Raw genomic sequence first — 19,056 nt, forward strand, 5'->3', positions numbered from 1 at the left:
CTTCTACCTTTGGGGGTTGGGTACCCCTTGTGGTTTGGGTCCCCACGCCCGCGTTTTTTAAGGTTTCGTGCTTGTTGCGGCACGAACCACCGTTTCGTCGGCTCAGGCCGCCTGGCGACGCTGGGCACTGAAGATTGCGCCGCCCAACATGAGCGCGGCCATCAGCGCGATGACTGCCAGTTCCGGGGCGATGTGCAGGAGGGCCTCGGCCAGATTGTGGTTGGGATCGGCGCGCCAGAAGATTTTGAGGTACCCGTCGATGGCCCAGCCGTTAAAGGTGAACTTTCCCGCGGTGGCCATGGCGGGCGGCATGATAAAGCGCGGGACCATGCTGCCGCCGACAGCCGACATAATCAAAATGACCACCGTCGACAAACCGCTGAGTTGGGCGCGGCTTTTGCTCACCGTGGCCAGGAACATGCCGAACGCCGCCGCCCCCATCGCGGAGACCGTGGTCATCAGCAGGAAGGCGGTCATGGTTTTGACCGTAAACAGCGGGATCGCGAACACCAGCGCGCCGTAGACAAACATCACCGTGAGTTGCAGCCCGCCGGAGATGGTGTAGAACAGCCATTTGCCCAGCATGAGTTGGTTGATCCCGAGCTGGGAACTGAGCAGGCGGTCGAGGGTGCCGCTTTCCTCTTCCTCGAGGATCGAACCCCCGGCGGCGGTCATGCTGAACAACAGGAACATAATGCCGATGCCCGCGGCGTAATAGGCCACGGTGCTCGGGCTTTGCTTTTCTTCGCCCGTTTCGCCCGAGTCGCGCGCGTCGCGGGCGTCGAGGGGGAGCAGTTCCGCGGTACCGCCGGCTCCGGTACTTGCCGGAGCGCCCTCCGCGTTGAGAAAATCGCGGGCCTCGTCCACCAGTTGTTGCTGTTGCGGGGTGAGCGGTGCGCCCTGGTCGCCGAACATGCTCATGCCGCGGTTCAGCATGATGTCCGGCGCGGTTTGCATCACGTTGGCCTGAATCAGGCCGGCCAAGGCGAAGCGGGCGACGGGATTGGCCGCGTCGTAAACCAGTACCGCTTTGTCGCCGCCGCCGACGCCGAAATTGCCCACGGATTGTTCCAGGGGACTGGGCAGCATGAGTGCGGCGTCATAGGTTCCGGCGCGAACCTGTTGGTGCGCAACGGTTTCAGGGTCCCCTTGCGGGACCGGGTCGAGGTTTTCGAAGCGGGTGATGGTGAGCGAGGGTTGTTCGGCCAATTTGGTGACGAACTTTTCGGCAAAGGCATCGGTTGGTTCGGCGACGACCAGCACGTTGATCGGGTTCATGCCGCCGTTGCTACCGCCGCCCCCGCCAAAGATGACCGCGAAGATCGTGAAAAAAATCAGCGGCATGATGAAGCTGAGCGCTAGGGCGACCGGGTCGCGTTTCAGCGTGAGCCAATTGAGTTTGAGGATGGTTCCGATCATTCGCGCAAATCCTTTCCGGTCAGGTGTAGAAACACCGCTTGCAGGCTGGGTGTTTGGATCCGAAGGTCGAGGAGCTGTTTGTCGCCACCTTTCAAATCGGCAAGAATGCCTGGCAACGCATCGGCGAGGTCGTCGACGGTGTGCTCTTCCTCGGCGACCGTGCCTTCCGCGTTCTTGACCTTGCAGAACACGCCGCGGCGGCTGCCGATGGTTTGTTCGATCAGTTCGTCGAGGGTGCCGGCGGCGATGGTTTGCCCGCCGTCGATAATGACGATGCGGTCACAGATCGTTTGGGCCTCGTCCAATTGGTGGGTGGTCAGCATCAGCGAGGCGCCGTCCGCGCGTAACTCGTTGAGCATTTGCCAGATGCGTTCGCGGCTTTGGGGGTCAACCCCCACGGTCGGTTCGTCGAGCAGGATTACGCTGGGCTGGTGCAAGACGGCGGCGGCAATGTTGAGCCGTCGTTTCATGCCGCCGGAAAAACCTTTGACGTGGTCATGGGCACGGTCGCTGAGCGCGATCCAGTCCAGTGCCCAGCGGATTTTATCGCGCAGGGTCGCGCCGGAGACGCCGTGGAAGCGGCCGAACACCTCGAGGTTTTCCACCGCGGTTAAGTTGGAGTAGAGGGCCAGCTCTTGGGGCACGATGCCCAGCTTGGCGCGTTGTTTTTGGTCGCCCGCTTGTAAAGCGTTGCCGTGGAGCAGAATCTCGCCTTGGTCCAGCTTAAGCCGGCCGGCGATGGTGCGCACCAGCGTGGTTTTACCGGCGCCGTTGGGGCCGAGCAGGGCCAACCACTCGCCTTGGTGAAGGGCGAAGGCGGCGCCGTTGAGCGCGGCGCGATCACCATAGCGTTTGTGGGCCGCGCGAACCTCGAGTACGACCGGTTCGGTTTTGGTCATGGGTATTGCCTCACAAGGAATCGATGGAACGGAACGGGATGGCGTTGTTCCATCCTAGCATTCGGGATAGGGTGTGAAAAGTGAGGCGGATGCAAGCGGGGTAAAGGGCCGGTCGAGACGGGAAATTGATGCGTGTGCCGGAGACAAGCGGACAACGGTGATCGGGCGCGGGGGAACCGTACAGGGGCATGGACGGTTGGCATGTGATCCGGCGTGTGCCGAAGGTACACGCACACCGCAATGCGTGGCCCATTCTTTATTTAAACGCGAGGCGTAGTCTCGCCACCCCCGGCTCTTTTGCCGGCACTTTCAGCGCCTGCTTTTTGGGTACCGCGGTGACCCAGGGTAGGCCCCTTTTTCAAAGGGCCCGACCCTTCGCTGCCATAGTTAGTCGTTACAGGACAGCGGGTTGAGGTCCGCCTGCGGCGAACGTTTAAATCAATGGTGGGCCCGGCATGGCGGTGTGTTCGTCCCGTCAGGACGAACCGGTTCAACGGCCCACATTTGCCTTCGCACCCAACCATGATGTTCACGCGCAATTGATCCCGGTCTTCGCCTACGGCCACCCGCCATCTTCACTTGGGGGTTGATCCGGCGTGTGCCGAAGGTACACGCACACCGCCATGCGTGGCCCATTCTTTATTTAAACGCGAGGCGTAGCCTCGCCACCCCCGGCTACCCTGTAAGGGTTACCTATGACAGCCCAGGGCAACGCCCTGGGTGCTTGGGGTTCACACCAAGCAGGCGCTGAAGGTGCCGACATCCGGGCGGTTAAAAAAGCAATGTTAAGCCGATTGCTCCAGGCTGATGGTGGTGACGGCGGGTGTCTCGGCTTCAGGCTCGGCGGCGGGTTCTGGTGGGGCTTCTTCCACTTCAGGCGCTTCAACCTGCTCGGTTACTTCTTCAACGTCAACGGCGATTTCTTCGGTGGCCAATGCCGTGGTGACGACGGGCTCGGCGGCGGGTTCTTCTTCAACCGCGACTTCTTCCGCTTCCCCATCGTTTTCGTCTTCGCCGATTGCGGCCAGGTCGGCGCGTTCCGCTTCTTCCGTCTCGGCGGTTTGGGCCTCATCTTTCTGTTCCGCTAGAATGCGCGCCATATCGCTGATGACCACTGCATCCAAAACGCTGTCCTTGTTGTCCTCGCCCTCGGGCGCGTCCAACTCAGCCGTCGGTGGCAGCGGCTTAAAAACTTCTCTCAGTAATTGGATGGGATTGGCGTCGATTCTCAAGAGGTGTCCCCTGTGGTTTGTGTCCCGAGGACTACAAACCGTATCGTCTACAACATTCTATCGGTTGGACGACGGATTTACACAAATGTTTCGGCGGAAATTCTAACATATTTGCATTGAAAACTAAAATTTCACCATGCCGCCCTGTTCCTTCCGTTGGGTATGTTGTATCGACTCTGGGGATTAGCTCTTGCCGGTTGGGCGTGTGGGCTAGATCACATTGTGGTGGGCGGCGACCCAAATCCCCCGGCGCTTCGTTACCAAAAAATTGGAAGGGCGCCGCGGCCACCGCCACAACGGCCCCCCCTTTTTTTGCTTAAAGGCTGCAACAGCAGTGGTTTTTGCTTTGTGCGAGAAAAGTTGACACCGCTTCTTTTTTATGTTTCGGTTTCCTTCCGCCAAATCTTTTGCTTTGCGGTTTGTGTCCGATACGAACAAGAAAACCGCCTCACCTCGGAGGGACCTATGGCTGTTCGTGAACCGCAATCGCTGCAAGGGGAACTGACCTTCCAAACCCAGCTTAACGCCGTGAACCAGGAAATTCATGCCGCGCCGGATATTTCCACGATCTTGGCCACCATGTCCGAACCCATCGCCAAGCTGCTCAACGCCGAGCGCATCACCATTTTTGCCGTGGATACCAAACACGACCGCCTCTTTTCGATTAAATTCGGGAGCTACCCGCGGCAAATTATCCGCGTCGCCAAGGACACCAACAGTTTGGCCGGTTTTACCGCGGTCGCCCGTCAAACCATTAACATCGCCAACGTCTATGACGCCGCTTCCCTGAAAGCGATTCATCCCCAGTTGCGTTTCGACGGTCGCTGGGACAAAGCCACCGGGTTCCGCACCCGCCAAGTCTTGGCTGTACCGCTCCTCTTTGAAAAGCGCCTGCTCGGTGTCCTTCAGGTCATCAACAATCGGGCCGAGCCGGAGGCGGCCTTTCCCGACAAGGTCGTGGTTGGCGCGCGTCACCTCGCGAGCACCCTGGCGATTGCTTTTTTTAACCAGAACAAGTGTCGGCGCGCGGAGGGTGGGCGCCGCCGCCTTTACGGTGATTTGGTCGACGGCGGTCTGCTCACCGAGGAGCAACTGGAAGAAGCGGTCACCCACGCACGGGTGAACCACCAATGCTTGGGCCGCCACCTGATGAACCGCTATAAGCTGGACAAAAGCCAACTGACGCAGTCGCTGCAAGACTTCTACAGCGTGCCCGCTTTTGCTTGGGACGGCGAAGCCAAGATGCCCGCCGATCTGGTCGAACGCGTCAAAATGGATTTTTGGCGCAAACACGGCTGTGCACCCATCGCCCGTCAGGGCGGCGTGATGCAGGTCGCGGTGGTCGACCCCTTCGACCTCAACAAAATCGACCTGATCAAATCGGTCAACCTGGCTCCCCGCCTTGAGGTCCACGTCGCCCTGCTGGGTGATATTCAGGATTACCTGAACCAGTCCTACGGGGTGACGGCGGAAAGCGAAGATGATCCTGTTGTTGAGGAAAACGAGTTCGCGGAGATTTTGACCGAACTGTCGGCCGGCGAGATGGGCGAGGTGATCGATCAGGACGACGACGATGCCGAAAGCGACGAGGTTCAAGGGGTCGTGGTGCGTCTGGCCAACAAAATTATTTCCGACGCCTATCGCGCCGGGGTTTCCGACATTCACATCGAACCCCAAGGTAAAAATTTGCCCTGTCGCATTCGCTTCCGTCGCGACGGCAGTTGTTATACCTACCAATCGATTCCGGCCTCGCACCGTACCGCGCTGGTTTCGCGGCTTAAAATTATGGCCCAGCTCGACATTGCCGAGCGACGCAAACCCCAGGACGGCAAAATCCGCTTTCGCATGGCCGACGGCAAGGTCATTGAACTGCGGGTGGCGGTGATTCCCACTTCCGGCGTCAACAACGAGGACATCGTGATGCGGATTCTTGCCGCGAGTAAGCCGATCCCGCTGGATAAACTCGGGATGCATCCCGATAACTACGAACGCTTTAGTTCCATCGTGCGCGAACCCTACGGGTTGATTCTGGTGGTGGGACCGACCGGTTCGGGGAAAACGACCACCTTGCACTCGGCGCTGGGGTTCATCAACCGCGAGGACATTAAAATTTGGACGGCCGAGGATCCGGTGGAAATCACCCAGCCCGGTTTGCGTCAGGTCAACGTCCAGCCGAAGATCGGCTTTGATTTCGCCGCCGCGATGCGTGCCTTTTTGCGGGCCGACCCCGACGTGATCATGATTGGTGAGATGCGCGACCACGAAACCGCGGCGACGGGCATCGAAGCCTCGCTGACCGGCCACTTGGTATTCAGCACGCTGCACACCAACAGCGCGCCCGAAACGGTGACGCGCCTGCTCGACATGGGCTTGGATCCGTTTAACTTTGCCGACGCCTTGCTGGCGGTTCTGGCGCAACGCCTGACGCGCACCCTGTGCAAAGCCTGCAAGCAGGAGAAGCCGGCGAGCAAAGATCTGTTTGATGAATTGCGCAACGCCTACGGGCCCGCCGAGTTTGATCGCGACCTGAAGCGGACCTGGAGCCCTGATTTTCAGTTGCAGACCGCGGTGGGTTGCGGTGAATGTGCGGATACGGGTTACCGCGGCCGCATGGGCATTCACGAGTTGCTCATGGGTTCGGATGGATTGAAAAAAGTCGTGTTGGAAAGCAAAACGGTGGATGAAATCCGCAAGGTCGCCATTGCTGAAGGCATGCTGACCCTGCTGCGGGACGGCATTATCAAAGTACTCGACGGCCACACCGATCTCAGCCAGGTCCGCGCCGTGTGTATGAAGTAATCGATTAGTTGGGAAAGTTCGCGGCCTCGGTATTGAGGGGGGTTGCCGGTTGCCGCTGCAGCCACTCTATGAGCGGGGTTTCCCCGGGTTTGGGCCGGTAGAGTTGGGTGAATGGGTGGTCTTGGCCCAGCGGGGTGCCGTCCGGGTTGACCAAGGACACGCGTGGTTCGTAGTCGAGCGAGACGCCGTCGAAGCGGTAACCGAAATGGAACAAGGAGCGTTCGCGCAGCGTGCGCCAACCGTCGTGGGACCCAGCCATCGCAGAAAAGGGTTCCAGTTGGTTGAGGCGCCAGAAGCGCAGGGTGCCGTCGTCATGGGCCGAGACCAGGGTGTCCCCGTTGGGTGAGAAGACGACATTGTTGGCGTTGCCGCCGGCGGCGTGAAACCCGGCAAAAGGGCGTTGGGTGGCCAGGTTCCAAACACGCACCGTGTCGTCGACGGAGGCCGAGGCCAAGAAGCGACCGTCCGGTGAGAAGTCGACCGACCAGATGGGGGCCTCGTGACCGGAGAGCGTCCCGCGCGGCGTCAGGGTTTCGCTGTCCCACAGGCTGATGGTTTTGTCCCGTGAGGCGGTGGCCAGCAGGGTGCCGTCGGGGGAAAAGGCCACGTCCCAGACCTCGGAGGCGTGGGCGCGCAACGCGTTGGTTGGTTTGAGGGTTTCCATGTCCCAGAGTCGCACGGTTTGGTCGATGGACGCGCTGGCGAGGCGTTTGCCGTCGGGTGAGAACGCCAAACCCCAGACTTCGTTGATGTGACCGTCGAAGGTGATGACGTGTTTTCCGGTGTCCGTGTCCCAAATTTTGACCGAGCCGTCGTAGGCACAGGAGGCGAGGCGATTGGTGTCCGGTGAAAAAACCACGTTGCGGATTTCGCCCTGGTGGTCTTCCAGGCGGTGGAGCAGACGGCGCGATTCCTTGTCCCAAACGGTGATGGACTGATCGTAGGAGGACGATGCGATGAGGCGGCCGTCGGGTGAAAAAGAAATGCACCAAACCGCGGCGCTGTGTCCGAGCAGGGTTTGGATGGGTTTGCCGGAGGGGAAATCCCAGAGTTTGATGGATTGGTCCATGGAGGCCGAGGCGACGGTGCGGCCGTCGGGCGAGAACGCCAGGCCGAGGATGGCCGCCGCGTGGGCTTTGATGGTATCGGCCTGGTCGGATTCGTGAACGGCCCAGCGTTTGAACGTGTTGTCGTAGGAGGCCGTGGCCAGCTCGCGGCCGTCGGGTGAGAAGGCCAGATTCCAGACACCGTCGTTGTGGTCACTGAGTTTGGTAACCAGCGCGCCGTCGTCCACGCGCCAAATGGCGACGGTGGCATCGTAGGAGCCGGAGGCCAGCAAACGGTTGTCGGGAGAAAAGCGGACCGCCAGGGAGGAAGCCGTGTGGCCGCGCAGTTCGTGGCGAATGGTGAAATCGGCCAGGTTCCAGACCAAAACGCGGTGGTCGGCCGAACCTGTTGCCAGCATGCTGCCGTCGGGGGAAAAAGCCGCGGTCCAGACATCGGCGTCGTGGCCGCGCAGCACGCGGCGCTGCTTGCCGGCGGCCCAGTCCCACAGGATGACTTGGCTATCGGCCGAGGTCGAGACCAGGGTTTGGCCGTCCGGGGAAAAGGCGATGCTCCACACCACGCTGTCGTGGCCCTGGAGAATCGCCGCCGTGCCCTTTGCCAGGTTCCAGATTCGGATGCTGTGGTCGTAGGAACTTCCCGCGAGGAAAGCACCGTCCGGGGAGAAGGCCAAGTCGCGTACGGCGAGCGTGTGGCCCTTGAGAATGCGTGGCGGGGCCTCGGGTTGTTCCAGGTCAAACAGTGCGATGGTGCTGTCGGAGGAACCGCTTGCGAGGAAACGGCCGTCGGGCGAGAAGGCAATCGTGAAGATATCGTCTTTCTGATTGAGGAGAACGCGTTTTTGCAAACCTGTTTCGCGGTCCCAAAGGATGACGCGGCGGTCGCGGGAACTGCTGGCAATGAGGCGACCGTCGGGTGAATAGGCCACGTCCCAGACGGCGGCACGGTGCCCGCCCAGCGCGCGTCGGGGACCGTTTTGGTGGGCTTGCCACAGGCTCCATTCACCGTTGCTGAGCGCGGCGCGGCCGTGGTGGCGATCCATCGCCAGCTGCGGTTGCTTGGGCGCGGGGAGTTCGTCGTTTTCGGTGAGCGTTTGGAACAAGTCGGTGGCTTGACGCCAGGTGTTTTTTCCGCTTTTCAGATCCCACAAACGCAGCGTTCCCGAGGCGTGGTAAGTCATGAGTTGCGTGCGGTTGGGCAAAACTGCCAGCGCGAGCGCGTTGTCGGGTGCGGTGCTCGCGGGGCGAACCGGGTCTTGAGGGCCGTCGCGCCACAGGTAGAAGTCACCGTCCTCGTGCAGCGTGATCCAACCTTGTGCCGTCGCCTCGAGGCCGATGATTGCCGCATAGGTGAATCCGGTGCGTTTGCTCCGCGTCTGGTCGTCCAGATGAAGGAAATGAAGCCGGCCCTGGCTATCACCGGCGATAAGCTGATCACCCTCGGCGTTGAAGCGGACGACCCGGAAGGGAACCGCCTCGGACGGGTGGTACTCGGCCGCGGCGCGTGTTTGCTCGGGTTGCCGTGGGTCGACTTGGTAGAGAAAAATCCCGCCTTGGTCCGTGAGTGCGGCCAGCAAGGAACCGTCGGGCGAGAAGGCCAGGTCAACGACCGGGTGTTCGTGGGTCAGGGTTGCCACCGCGGCGGCCATGACCCAAGGCTCGCTGGGTAAGCGCCACAGCCGTACCGCGTAATCGTCTCCGGCCGAGACCAGCAGCGGTTGGTCGGTGTTGGGATGGAAGGCGAGAGCGTTGATCAGGTTGTTGTGACCCTGCAACATGCCGCGTGGGCCGCCGTTGTTCAGATCCAGCAGGCGGATGCGGTGATCCGAACTTGCGACGGCGACGCTTTGTCCGTCGGGGTGGAAGGCCGAGCGGACCGCGCCGGGATTGGCCGGGGAGGACCATATCAGGCGGTCCACGTCGCCCATCTTGGGATCGGCGAAGCGCCCTAGCGCCGTCGGCAGGTCGCGGTCGGCCGGAATTTCGTGGGAGAGGGCCGCGAGGGTATACAACCAGGCGCGTCCGCTTTGGTGTTTTTGCAAGGCGAGGCCCGCTTCTTCCGTGAGCATGGTGGCCAGGCTGAAATTGCCGGCCAGCGTTTGCGCCTCGGCTTCTCGGAGCGCCGTCTCCGCCCGTTGGCGTTCGTGGTTGGCGCGGTCGCGTTCGTGGTTGGCTTGGAACAGCATGGCGAAGGCGAAGGCGGCGAGCAGCAAGGCCGCCAGCGAGGCAACCTGGGCGTGGTTTTTGCGCCGCCGCAGGGCGGTGGCCGTTGCCTCAACGTTCCGGCTCTGTTGGGCCGCGAGGGCCAGACCCGCCGCCACAAACGCCTTCTCCCGCTCGCCCAAATGGGCTTCTTCCGTGCGCACCAGCTCTTGCATTTGGAACAAGGGCCCGCCGCGCAACAGATGGTCCTCGTCGCGGCCGGCTTCGTCCCAGGTGGTTGCGAATTGGCGCAGGCGGTTGAGCAGGCGCGCCGTTTCGCGGCCTTCCTCCATCCATTCCTTGATGCGCGACCAACTGCCGATCAGCGCCTCGTGGGCGACCTCGTAAACTTCCGCGTCGCGGGCCGTATCGCGCGACGCCGTGAGCAGGTGAACCTCGGTCCAGGTCCGCAGGAGCGGCGGAACCTCGGCACCGCCGATGGCGATGAGTTCGGGGCCTGTTGCTTGACGGCGCGTGTCCTCGGTGCCTTCGCCCGGCTGGATCAGGGCAAGGATGAACATTTTGCGCAACACGTGCTGTTGGGTCGGGTTGAGGCGGCCGTATTCGTACTCGGCGCGTTTGGCGAGGGCGCCTTTGATGCCGCCGATCTCGTCGTAGGCGCGCCGCGTCAGTAAGGGACCTTCGCGTTTTTGGTAGAGCTCCAGCAGTGCGTGTTCCAGCAGGGGCAGGGCGCCGGGTGCACCGCTGACCTCGTTGAGCACCTGTTCGAGCAGGCCGGCCTGCAGGTTGAGTCCGGCAAGGCGGGCCGGGGCTTCCACCGCGCGCGCCAGCTCCTCACGGTTCATGGGACCGAGTTGGAGGAAATGGTCGGTGATCAGGTCGTTGAGGTCGTGGAAAACGGCACATTTGCCCAGGAAATCGGAGCGCATCGTGACCAGCAGGTGGAGGTGGTCGTTGCTGTGTTCCACCGCGTTGCAGAGCGCGTCGACGAAGACCTTGCGTTCCGCCAGGTTTTTGCATTGGGTGAAGATTTCCTCGAATTGATCGACCACCACCAGCAGGCGGCGACCGTGTCGCAGGCGGAACTCGGCCGCGAGGGCGCTGAGCCGGCCCGGTACCGTGCGCAGTTGGTGTTCGAGGACTTGGTGGGAGCGGCCGAAGAAGTCGGGCAGCACCTCGCGCAGGGCGCCGACCAGATGGGCGGTGGGTAGGTGGCCGGGGCGGAACAGGCAGATTTCGAAGCCGAAGGCGCGCAGACGCGGGTTGACCCCGGCCTGGACCAGCGAGGATTTGCCGCTGCCGGAGGGGCCCAGCACGGCGCCGAAGGGTCGGCGCAAGATGTATTCGGCGATGCGTTGTGAAACCGCCTCGCGGCCGAAGAAAAGGTGGCGATCTTGTTCGCGGAAGACCTCGAGGCCGCGGAAGGGACAGGTTCCCGGCGGAAGCTCGCGGACCTGTCCTTCGCCTTGAATACCGCGGATCGCCGCGACCAGCGGTTGCAAGCCCTCCACCGCGATATCCTCCAGGCGCAGCCAGGTTTTGCCCCGCAGAAAACTGGGTAATAAGCTTTGTTTTTCGGGGAAGGCGGCGTGGGGGAGCAGGAGCGGTAGGAAATGGTAGAGACGGGCGTGGAAGGCGAGTTTGTCGCGCAGCGCCGGTGCCCATTGCCAGGGTGTTTTTTCGGCCGCATCGGTTGGATCGCCGAGGCAGACCACGCACACCTTGGCCTGTTCCAGGGTATGGTGCAGCGCCCGCGAACCGGGATTTTGGTCCGAGGGGTAGACCGCCGTCAGACCGGGTTCGCGCTGGAGCAAGGCGACCAGGTGGCGCACGCGGTCGGCGAAATCGGGGTGACACCAAAAAACCGCGTCGTACCGGGTTCCGCCGCGGCGTTGGTCCGGTTCGTCGCCGCGCATGGCGGTGAGCACTTGGTCGAGGCTGCTCACGAAGGCGTCCATGGATGGGAAGCGGTCGTTGATCGTCGGCGCCAGGGCGCGGCGCATCACGTAACCCAGCGATTCGGGAAGCGGGTCGCCGGGTTCGGTGGGTTCCCCTTCGGCGTCGCTAGGTTGGGGATCCATGGTGGGATCGTATTTGCTGGTGAGGGTGGCGTCGTTGTCGCTGAAATCGCGTTGAATGGGTTGGCGTCCGTGCAGGGTGAGCCGGGTCACCGCCTCGAGCGGGTCGCAGCCGAGCCGGGCGGGCGGGCGCCCGATCAGCAGTTGGAGGAGGACCAGGCCGAGCGCGTAGACGTCGGCGGCGGCGGAGATGGTGCCTTCCTTCTGTTCGGGCGCGGCGTAGGCGGGGGTCATCAGCGATTCGCGTCCCTTGGCGGTCGGTGTTTCGCCGTCGTCGACCGCCATTTGAGCGATGCCGAAATCGAGCAGCTTGGGTTCGCCGTCGCGGTTGATCATCAGGTTTTGGGGTTTGATATCGCAGTGGATGACGCCGGTGCGGTGGGCGTGGCCGAGGGCTTGCGCCGCCTTGCGGATCAGCAGCAGGATGCGTTCGGTGGAGGCGTTGTTCTCGGCGCACCAAACGTCGATGTGGGTGCCCTGGACCCATTCCATAATCAGCCAGGGATGGCCGTCGTCGGTGGTGCCCGCGTCCATGAGTTGGGCGATGTTGGGGTGGCGCAAGTCGGCCAGGGTTTGGCGTTCGCGGCGGAAGCGGGCCAGCACGCGTGGGGTCGACCACTCGCGGTGCAGCAGCTTCACCGCGACCTTCATGCTTAGCTCATCGTCTTGGCGAATACCGAGGTAGACGGTACCCATGCCGCCGCGGCCCAATTGTTGTTGGAGCAGGTAGGGGCCGATGTGGCGCCCAGTCATGTCGGCGCTCAAATCAAAATCGTCGGCAGGTTTCATGAGCCTCTTTCCGAGGGACGGGGCATAGGCGGCGACGCGTGGCGCGAGGGCGCCGGGACCACCAGTGAAGCTGGGTTGTGTGGGGGAAGATCAGCGCCGTGATTATAGCACAGGCGAGCCCGGCGCCGCGGTCACTCGGGAAACAGCGCTAAGCAGCATTCACCCTAAGTCAGTGTTTGGTTCATTTTTGTGAAGAAATTCAACGGGTTTGTTTATAATTAGTGAATCCCAGAAGTATTTCTCAATCTAAGTGAAGTAGTCTTTGAATGAAGTTGCAACGAGCCTATTATATTTCAAGGTTTGAGAATGCCTTTTTAAGAGCAAAAGGAAACGAATTCCAAACGCTTTTCGAAGCGCTAATGAACCGCGCATACGGTCATGATTTCCTGCCTTGTGTTCCTTGGGGTAACCGAGGTGATCGAAAGAATGACGGATTTCTTCAGTCGGAACGTTGTTTGTTTCAGGTTTATGCTCCGCTCGAGATGACTGAGTACAAAGCTGTAAAAAAAATCAAAGAAGACTTCGAAGGTGCCGTGCGGCATTGGCGCTCACATTTTCATAAATGGATTTTTGTGCATAATGCGCCTGGCTTACCGCCCGGGGTAATGGAAACCTTTTTAACCCTTAAGCAGACTCACCCTGGAATTGACATAGACGCATGGGGTGAACATGAGCTTCGAAAGATATTTGAGCAGCTGGAACGCGACACGATGGCCGAATGGTTTGGGCCGGCGCCTACAGAGGCAACTCAGGCAAAACTAGGTTTTGACGAATTGCAGGTGGTTCTTGAGCACATTGCCGGCCAACCACCTGTCGGCAGTCTTGTGGTGGATGATGTACCTATGGGAAAAATAGAGGCGAATGCTTTGTCGGAGAGCACCGCGGCGCTTCTCAAGGCCGGCTACATAAAAACACCCTTGGTAGCGCGGTTTTTTGATCGTTGGCATGATCCGCTGTTTGGGGAACGCATCGCCGGGGCCTTTCGGGCCCGGTACGCCGGATTGCGTGGGCGTATGATCCCCAATCGCATTTTTGGCGAGCTTCAAGCGTGGGCTGGGGGTTCCCAACGGGGAACCGGCGAACATGAGGTTCCCGTGTTGGCGGTCCTTGCCTACTTCTTCGAACGATGTGATATTTTTGAAAAGCCGAAGGGGGAGGACCTGTGATTTTACCCTCAAAACACCTGTCGCAAGATCGTGCCCTGCTCACCATTGGTGCGCTGATTCTCAAAACATTGCAAGCGCCGCGTACCGTTTCCTCTTTGTGGGAGTCCGTTTCCCGTGCGCGAGATTTCAGGCTCCCCTACGATCATTTTATTCTCGCACTTGACTTACTCTTCATGATGGGCGCGGTGCGTTTGGAGGATGGGGTTTTGCTCCCCGGTGAAACATGATCCACCAAATTACATCCAGTTTGCCTAGTTTTAAAACGCTGACCTTCTCGCCTGGTCTCAATGTCCTCTTGGCGCACAAGGAACACGGGGCGAGTGATCGACAAACCCGCAATCGGGCGGGCAAAACCAGCTTGGTCGAAATTGTCCATTATTTGCTGGGGGCAATGGCGAACAAGGAATCATTGTTTCGCGCGCCTGCATTGCGCGGTAGAACATTTGAGATGAGCCTGGACCTTGGGGCCGATTCTTTTGTGGTTTCTCGAACTGCGAGGGACAAGGCCAAACCGGTGGTAAAGGCGCCTGAAAGTGAACCGGAAACCCTCGCCAACACTCAATGGAACGAAATACTTGGCCGTCGTTTGTTTGAACTTGGGAGCGTTGGTGTTGCGGCGCAAGGAAGAAAGCCGACCTTTCGTTCTCTCTTCGCTTATTTTGCGCGTCGGGAACAAAGTGGCGGTTTTACCGCTCCTGAAAAACAGGCGGGTATGCAGCAACTGGTAGATATTCAAGTGTCGCTTTTGTACCTACTCGGGCTTGATTGGCAAATCGCTGCCGATTGGCAGCTTGTTCGAGATCGTGAAAAAACCCTCAAGGAGCTAAAGAAAGCGGCAAAGGAGGGGGCATTCGGCGCTGTTCTGGGTAAATCTGCCGACCTTAGGACCGAATTAACGGTTAAGGAAGGACGTTTAAAAGCTTTGCAAGAGCGAATCGCCGCGTTCCGCGTTCACCCTGAATATCGAGCGTTAGAGTTGGAGGCCGACCAAATTACCCGTAACTTAAATGAACTGGCCAACGACAACACTTTGGACCATGCCGCGGTACGCGATATGGAAGCAGCATTGGCCGTGGAGGCACCGCCCGCGATTCTCGATTTGGCGGCGGTATATGCGCAAGCCGGTGTCGTCCTGCCGGGTGTTGCGCTCCAGCAATACGACGATGTGCGGCGCTTCCACGAATCGGTGATTCGGAACCGCAAGGATTACCTCTTGGGTGAACTTGAGGAAGCCCGACAGCGTATTTCGGCACGGGACCATCAAAAAGGGGTGTTGGACGCACGGCGTTCCGAATTGTTGGCCCTCCTGAACAGCCATGGCGCACTTGAGCAATTTTCCAAACTTCAAGCGGAGGGGACCCGTTTGGATGCCGAGGTGAATCATCTGCGACAGCGGTATGAATCGGCATTGCAAATAGAAGGGAGCAAAAACGAGCTGGATTTCGAACGAAGCAGGTTAAGCTTGCGATTGAAACGGGATTTTGTCGAACAGGAAGCGCGTTTGCAGGAGGCGATTCTCGTTTACGAGAATATTTCGAAGAGCCTTTATGAATCGGCAGGTAGCATGCAGGTCGATACGGGATCCAATGGGCCGGGTTTCTCGTTTCCCATTCAAGGCGCACGAAGCAAAGGCATCAAAAATATGAAGATCTTTTGTTTCGACATGATGCTAATGTGTTTGTGTGGCGCGCGCGGAATAGGGCCGGGTTTTCTTATTCACGATAGCCATTTATTCGACGGTGTAGATGGACGCCAGGTGATTAGTGCCTTAAAGGTGGGTGCGCGTTTGGCGGAAGAGCATCAATTTCAATATATAGTAACCATGAATGAAGACGATGCCTTCAAGGAAACCCTACCCGGCTTCGATTTAAGCGACTACGTAATGGACGTTAAACTAACGGATGCAAGCGAAGACGGGGGCTTGTTTGGTATTCGGTTTTAGACGAGCGATGCTTGGTAGCGCACATGCATGATCTGTTGGGTTTTCTCTGGGGAAAACTGGACGTTGTCTCGGACCTAAGCGGCGCTGAAGCGAAGGTTTTTGGTTAAAGGCCTGAAAAAAATAGTTTAGATAAAAACATCGGGAACGCGCTCAATCTTTGACGAAAAGTGTTGTCTGGAAGCTTTGCGTTGGCGTTAGGAAATGCTTTCTGGAAAATAAGGTTGGCGGAATAAAAAGTTATTTTAGATGTAAGTGAAAAAGCTGTTTTCGTTGAAAATATATGATAGCGTGTTGTTTGTGTGTTGGGCGGTAAGGCCTGTGTTATCAGTGAGTGTGAGCCCGTGTTCGGGGGGGCCTTGGGCGAAACCGCCACTCCCCACCTTGTCCTCTGCTTGGCTTTGGCACCATTGCGGTCTGCCGTCCAAACCCTAACCAACCATCCACGAGGTGACCTATGAAATTCCCTAGACGATTGATCGCCCTAACCTGTGCTTTCCTTGTTGCCGGCTTTTCTCTTCCCGCACTCGCCGACTTCAACCCGAAAAAACCCCAACGCCTCTCCGAGGTCTTGCCGGTTGTCTTAAAAGCGTCGGTCATGCTGAAAGATGCCTTTTACCAAGGAACCGCTTCCCAGGCCGCGATCCAAGATAACAAGCTGTACACCCCTTTTTGTGGGCCGACGTACATTTACGAGGTTCCCCTATCCGAAAACCTGATTTGGACAATCGAGGCTTCGCCCAACACCGTGGTTCTTTCTTGGCGCGGTCAACCGAGTGAAGCCGTTGGCGAAGGTGCCGGCGAATTGGGCAGCTATCGTTTGCAGCGGAACCCAAAAGATCTTAGCTTTGAAGAACGGGTGGTACTTGACAATGCTAAGTACCACATTGATTTGCTCCACTGGCAATCGGTGTTTAACGCCTTGTTGGTTATGACGGACAAACTCAACGTATTGGAACAACAGCGGGCCTTAAACTTTTCACCCACGCTGGTGGGTTCCGACATGTATCAGATCAAGGCTTGTGAAACAGAGCCCAGTTTTTTGTTTCAATTTGAAGACAACGGCCACCTTGTTTGGTCGCTTCAAAACCTGGATAACGTGGTTTCCAATACCGATGGACGCTTTATCAGTAAGGGCTATTCCATCGGATGGGAAATTCCCAGGGGCACGGCCGATGCGCGTGGCATTCGTCGCGGCGGTATCGTGATTCATTTCGAACCGGACATCTGGTCTTTTCCGATTACCATCGACCAAGTGACCGTGGAATAAGTCTGTCATAACGCTTAAAACGAAAGGGGCTTGGCAAGGGAAATCCAGCCAAGCCCCTTTTTGCGTGTACCAGGTTGGGTGCCCTGGCACTTTTCTCGACACGTTCGCCACGGCGATGAGCCAAATAACACCTAAGTTACGCAGCATAAGGTGAATAGGGTTTTCAAAGTGCGCGCTTCGAACATTGGTTTAGGTGATAAAGGTAAAGAGGTATGGATGAATTTCAATACGTGGCGATTGTATTGTGCGGCATTCTCATTTTTGTTGAACTGTTTGGCCGGCGTTTCGTGGGTAGTGCAATTGCCGCGGTGATGATGGTGTTCCTCGTTCAAAACCCTTCGCCCTTGAACTGCCTCATCTCTGCCTTTCTTGCCCTGCCCATCGTTTTTGAAGAACGAAGTAAACAGCAAAAGGCGTGGAATCGTGCCTTGTTGGCAGCCGGCATTATCGCCGTTAACGGGGCGATGCTCGCGCGTGGGGTATTTCCCGACGTCATTTATTTCCAGATCGGGAACCCCTGAGCGGGGATCGTCTGGAGGGTCTCGGTCTGTCGCTTAACGGTTGAATTCCATCCGGGGTACAACATTGTTTCATCTAGAATAAGGGCAAAGACCAAAAAGGCGGTGGCGAATGTGGTTTGTATTCCTGGCGGGATCGCTCTTTTTTCTGGGTGGTGAGACGATGACAACCGATACCGACAAAAAAGCGGCCGCCGTTCGTGAAGTCGAGGAATTCCACCAGTTCTTCCAAGATTGGTTTACCGGCACCTTACCGCGCACCGCGCAAGCCTTTGCGCGCTTCAGCGACAACCTCGCGCCCGACTTTGAACTGATCTCGCCACGCGGCGACTTGTTGGCGCGATCCGCCCTGGTCAACGGCTTGGAACAAGCCCACGGCAAGCTGCCCAAAACCATCAAAATCTGGGTGCGCGACGTTAAGGTGCGTTCCCTCGGCGCAGGTTTGTGGTTGGCCACCTACGAGGAATGGCAGGATAAAGGCGACGGCGAGCGCGGCCGTTTGAGCACGGTTGTGTTCCGCGAACACGCCGCCTCACCCAACGGCATGCTCTGGCTTCACGTTCACGAAACCTGGCTTCCCGATGCCAAATAACTATTTTTTCTTTGGCTCTTTCTTTTTGTCACCACCGGGAACAGAAAACATTGAGGTGATTTCTTCGTTCGGGTTGGGAATGGTCAGTTTTCCGCCGCGATCAAACAAATAGCGAATCACCGCGAAAAGCAAACCCAATACATTAAGTCCCATGGTGACCACGGCCCACTTTAATACTTCGTTGTCTAGCTTAAAACCAAAGAAATTGAACCCCTGAAGGATAAACATTAGGGCAATGAAGCCGAGCCAAAAGCATACTAACCAATAAACCTTGCTCGCATAATTCTTGCGCTCGTCGATATCTTGCTGAAGACCCCGTAGTTGAATGCTGGAAAGGGTCTGCTGTTCCTTTGAGCTTTCGCCCGTGCGCGTGTGAAAGGATGGGGCCTGTTCCGAGGCGTTTTGGTAAAAGGACACTTCGTCCCGGCTATCGTCTTTTGGATCTTGGACGACCTTGGGCAGTGGCGGAACGATTTTTGGTTCAGACGGCTCTTGATTGGTTGGCATCGTTAACCCAGTTGGCAAAGTGATCTCGAATCAATTCGTTGGGAATATCTTTTCCGTAAATGCCCTCTTCGTAGGCGCGATCCCAGGGGCCGCCCGGCTCGTGCGTGAGGTTGTAGAGTTGGGTGGTAGAAAGGTGCCCGTATTGGTTTACGACCTGGTCAATGACGCTTTTTGCCCCGTTGTAATTCGGGGTGGCCGGGATTTCCGGCTTGGAGAACCACCCGGTGGCCGGCACAAAATCAAGTGCGAAGCGTTTAATGGGGTTGCCGCCCCACTCTTTAAACTCATGGTAAAGCGTTGGGATGACCGGGCCGTATTTCCAGGCTTCCACGGTTTCGTTGATCAGCGGTTGGCCGTAAAGTGCGTAGTAGAATCCGTGGGCTAGGTAGGTAAGCTTTTGGATTTGGAACGGGGTAAAGCCGTCGAATGCTTCAGAGTGGTTCAGTATTTCATTCGCAACGGCTTTTGATGGTAGATAGGCCATACCTCACCTCCTCCTTGAAGCCTGGGTCATGTCGAACCAATAACAGGTTAACACAACTTTTTGTTTGTTAAAGTTCCAACCTAGTCCGTTATTTTTTGAAAGTCAAGTGGGTGCAACGACAAATCGAGGCTCCTCAA

At 58.3% G+C, this 19,056-nt stretch carries 13 protein-coding genes; 7 read left to right on the forward strand and 6 right to left on the reverse strand.

Annotated elements, in window-relative coordinates; all coding sequences use genetic code 11:
- Positions 1-102: 102 nt before the first annotated feature.
- From J3U88_RS13565 to J3U88_RS13575, 3 genes are all read right to left on the reverse strand, one after another.
- Entirely contained in the window at positions 103-1,419 is a 1,317-nt protein-coding gene (locus J3U88_RS13565) for an ABC transporter permease (protein WP_207859365.1), read from the reverse strand.
- Positions 1,416-2,318, reverse strand: a complete 903-nt coding sequence (locus tag J3U88_RS13570; protein WP_207859367.1) for an ABC transporter ATP-binding protein — start codon at positions 2,316-2,318, stop codon at positions 1,416-1,418. The genes J3U88_RS13565 and J3U88_RS13570 overlap by 4 nt, the downstream gene beginning before the upstream one ends.
- A 785-nt stretch (positions 2,319-3,103) precedes the next feature.
- Positions 3,104-3,550 (reverse strand): hypothetical protein, encoded by a 447-nt coding sequence (locus J3U88_RS13575; protein ID WP_207859368.1) that lies wholly within the window; start codon positions 3,548-3,550, stop codon positions 3,104-3,106.
- Between the two features lie 465 nt (positions 3,551-4,015).
- Between J3U88_RS13575 and J3U88_RS13580 the strand changes: the two genes are divergently transcribed.
- Positions 4,016-6,349, forward strand: a complete 2,334-nt coding sequence (locus J3U88_RS13580; protein WP_207859370.1) for a GspE/PulE family protein — start codon at positions 4,016-4,018, stop codon at positions 6,347-6,349.
- Positions 6,350-6,353: 4 nt separating this feature from the next.
- On the opposite strand, the gene J3U88_RS13585 is transcribed toward J3U88_RS13580, so the two are convergent.
- Positions 6,354-12,443, reverse strand: a complete 6,090-nt coding sequence (locus J3U88_RS13585; protein WP_207859372.1) for a WD40 repeat domain-containing serine/threonine protein kinase — start codon at positions 12,441-12,443, stop codon at positions 6,354-6,356.
- A 266-nt stretch (positions 12,444-12,709) separates the two neighbouring features.
- Between J3U88_RS13585 and J3U88_RS13590 the strand changes: the two genes are divergently transcribed.
- The 6 genes from J3U88_RS13590 (at position 12,710) to J3U88_RS13615 (ending at position 17,928) form a co-directional block, all read left to right on the forward strand.
- The gene (locus J3U88_RS13590; RefSeq protein WP_207859374.1) at positions 12,710-13,609 is read left to right on the forward strand and encodes an ABC-three component system protein; all 900 of its coding nucleotides are present in this window, start codon (positions 12,710-12,712) and stop codon (positions 13,607-13,609) included.
- Positions 13,606-13,836 carry an ABC-three component system middle component 6 gene (locus J3U88_RS13595; RefSeq protein WP_207859376.1) on the forward strand — a complete coding sequence of 77 codons (231 nt, stop codon included), beginning with the start codon at positions 13,606-13,608 and terminating at the stop codon, positions 13,834-13,836. Before J3U88_RS13590 ends, J3U88_RS13595 begins: the two co-directional genes overlap by 4 nt.
- Positions 13,833-15,551, forward strand: a complete 1,719-nt coding sequence (locus tag J3U88_RS13600) for an ABC-three component system protein (protein ID WP_207859378.1) — start codon at positions 13,833-13,835, stop codon at positions 15,549-15,551. The genes J3U88_RS13595 and J3U88_RS13600 overlap by 4 nt, the downstream gene beginning before the upstream one ends.
- A gap of 454 nt (positions 15,552-16,005) precedes the next feature.
- Complete coding sequence (locus J3U88_RS13605; protein ID WP_207859380.1) at positions 16,006-16,818, forward strand: hypothetical protein; 813 nt, start codon at positions 16,006-16,008, stop codon at positions 16,816-16,818.
- Between the two features lie 212 nt (positions 16,819-17,030).
- Positions 17,031-17,339, forward strand: a complete 309-nt coding sequence (locus tag J3U88_RS13610) for a hypothetical protein (RefSeq protein WP_207859382.1) — start codon at positions 17,031-17,033, stop codon at positions 17,337-17,339.
- A 109-nt stretch (positions 17,340-17,448) separates the two neighbouring features.
- A complete protein-coding gene (locus J3U88_RS13615; protein ID WP_207859384.1) occupies positions 17,449-17,928 on the forward strand; it encodes a DUF4440 domain-containing protein in 480 nt (159 codons plus the stop codon).
- On the opposite strand, the gene J3U88_RS13620 is transcribed toward J3U88_RS13615, so the two are convergent.
- Positions 17,929-18,435, reverse strand: coding sequence for a hypothetical protein (locus tag J3U88_RS13620; RefSeq protein WP_207859386.1), 507 nt, complete (start codon positions 18,433-18,435; stop codon positions 17,929-17,931). It abuts the gene before it with no gap.
- Complete coding sequence (locus J3U88_RS13625) at positions 18,410-18,919, reverse strand: Panacea domain-containing protein (RefSeq protein ID WP_207859388.1); 510 nt, start codon at positions 18,917-18,919, stop codon at positions 18,410-18,412. The genes J3U88_RS13620 and J3U88_RS13625 overlap by 26 nt, the downstream gene beginning before the upstream one ends.
- Positions 18,920-19,056: the final 137 nt, after the last annotated feature.

It is taken from the genome of Acanthopleuribacter pedis (assembly GCF_017377855.1).
In the GTDB taxonomy this organism is placed as follows: domain Bacteria; phylum Acidobacteriota; class Holophagae; order Acanthopleuribacterales; family Acanthopleuribacteraceae; genus Acanthopleuribacter; species Acanthopleuribacter pedis.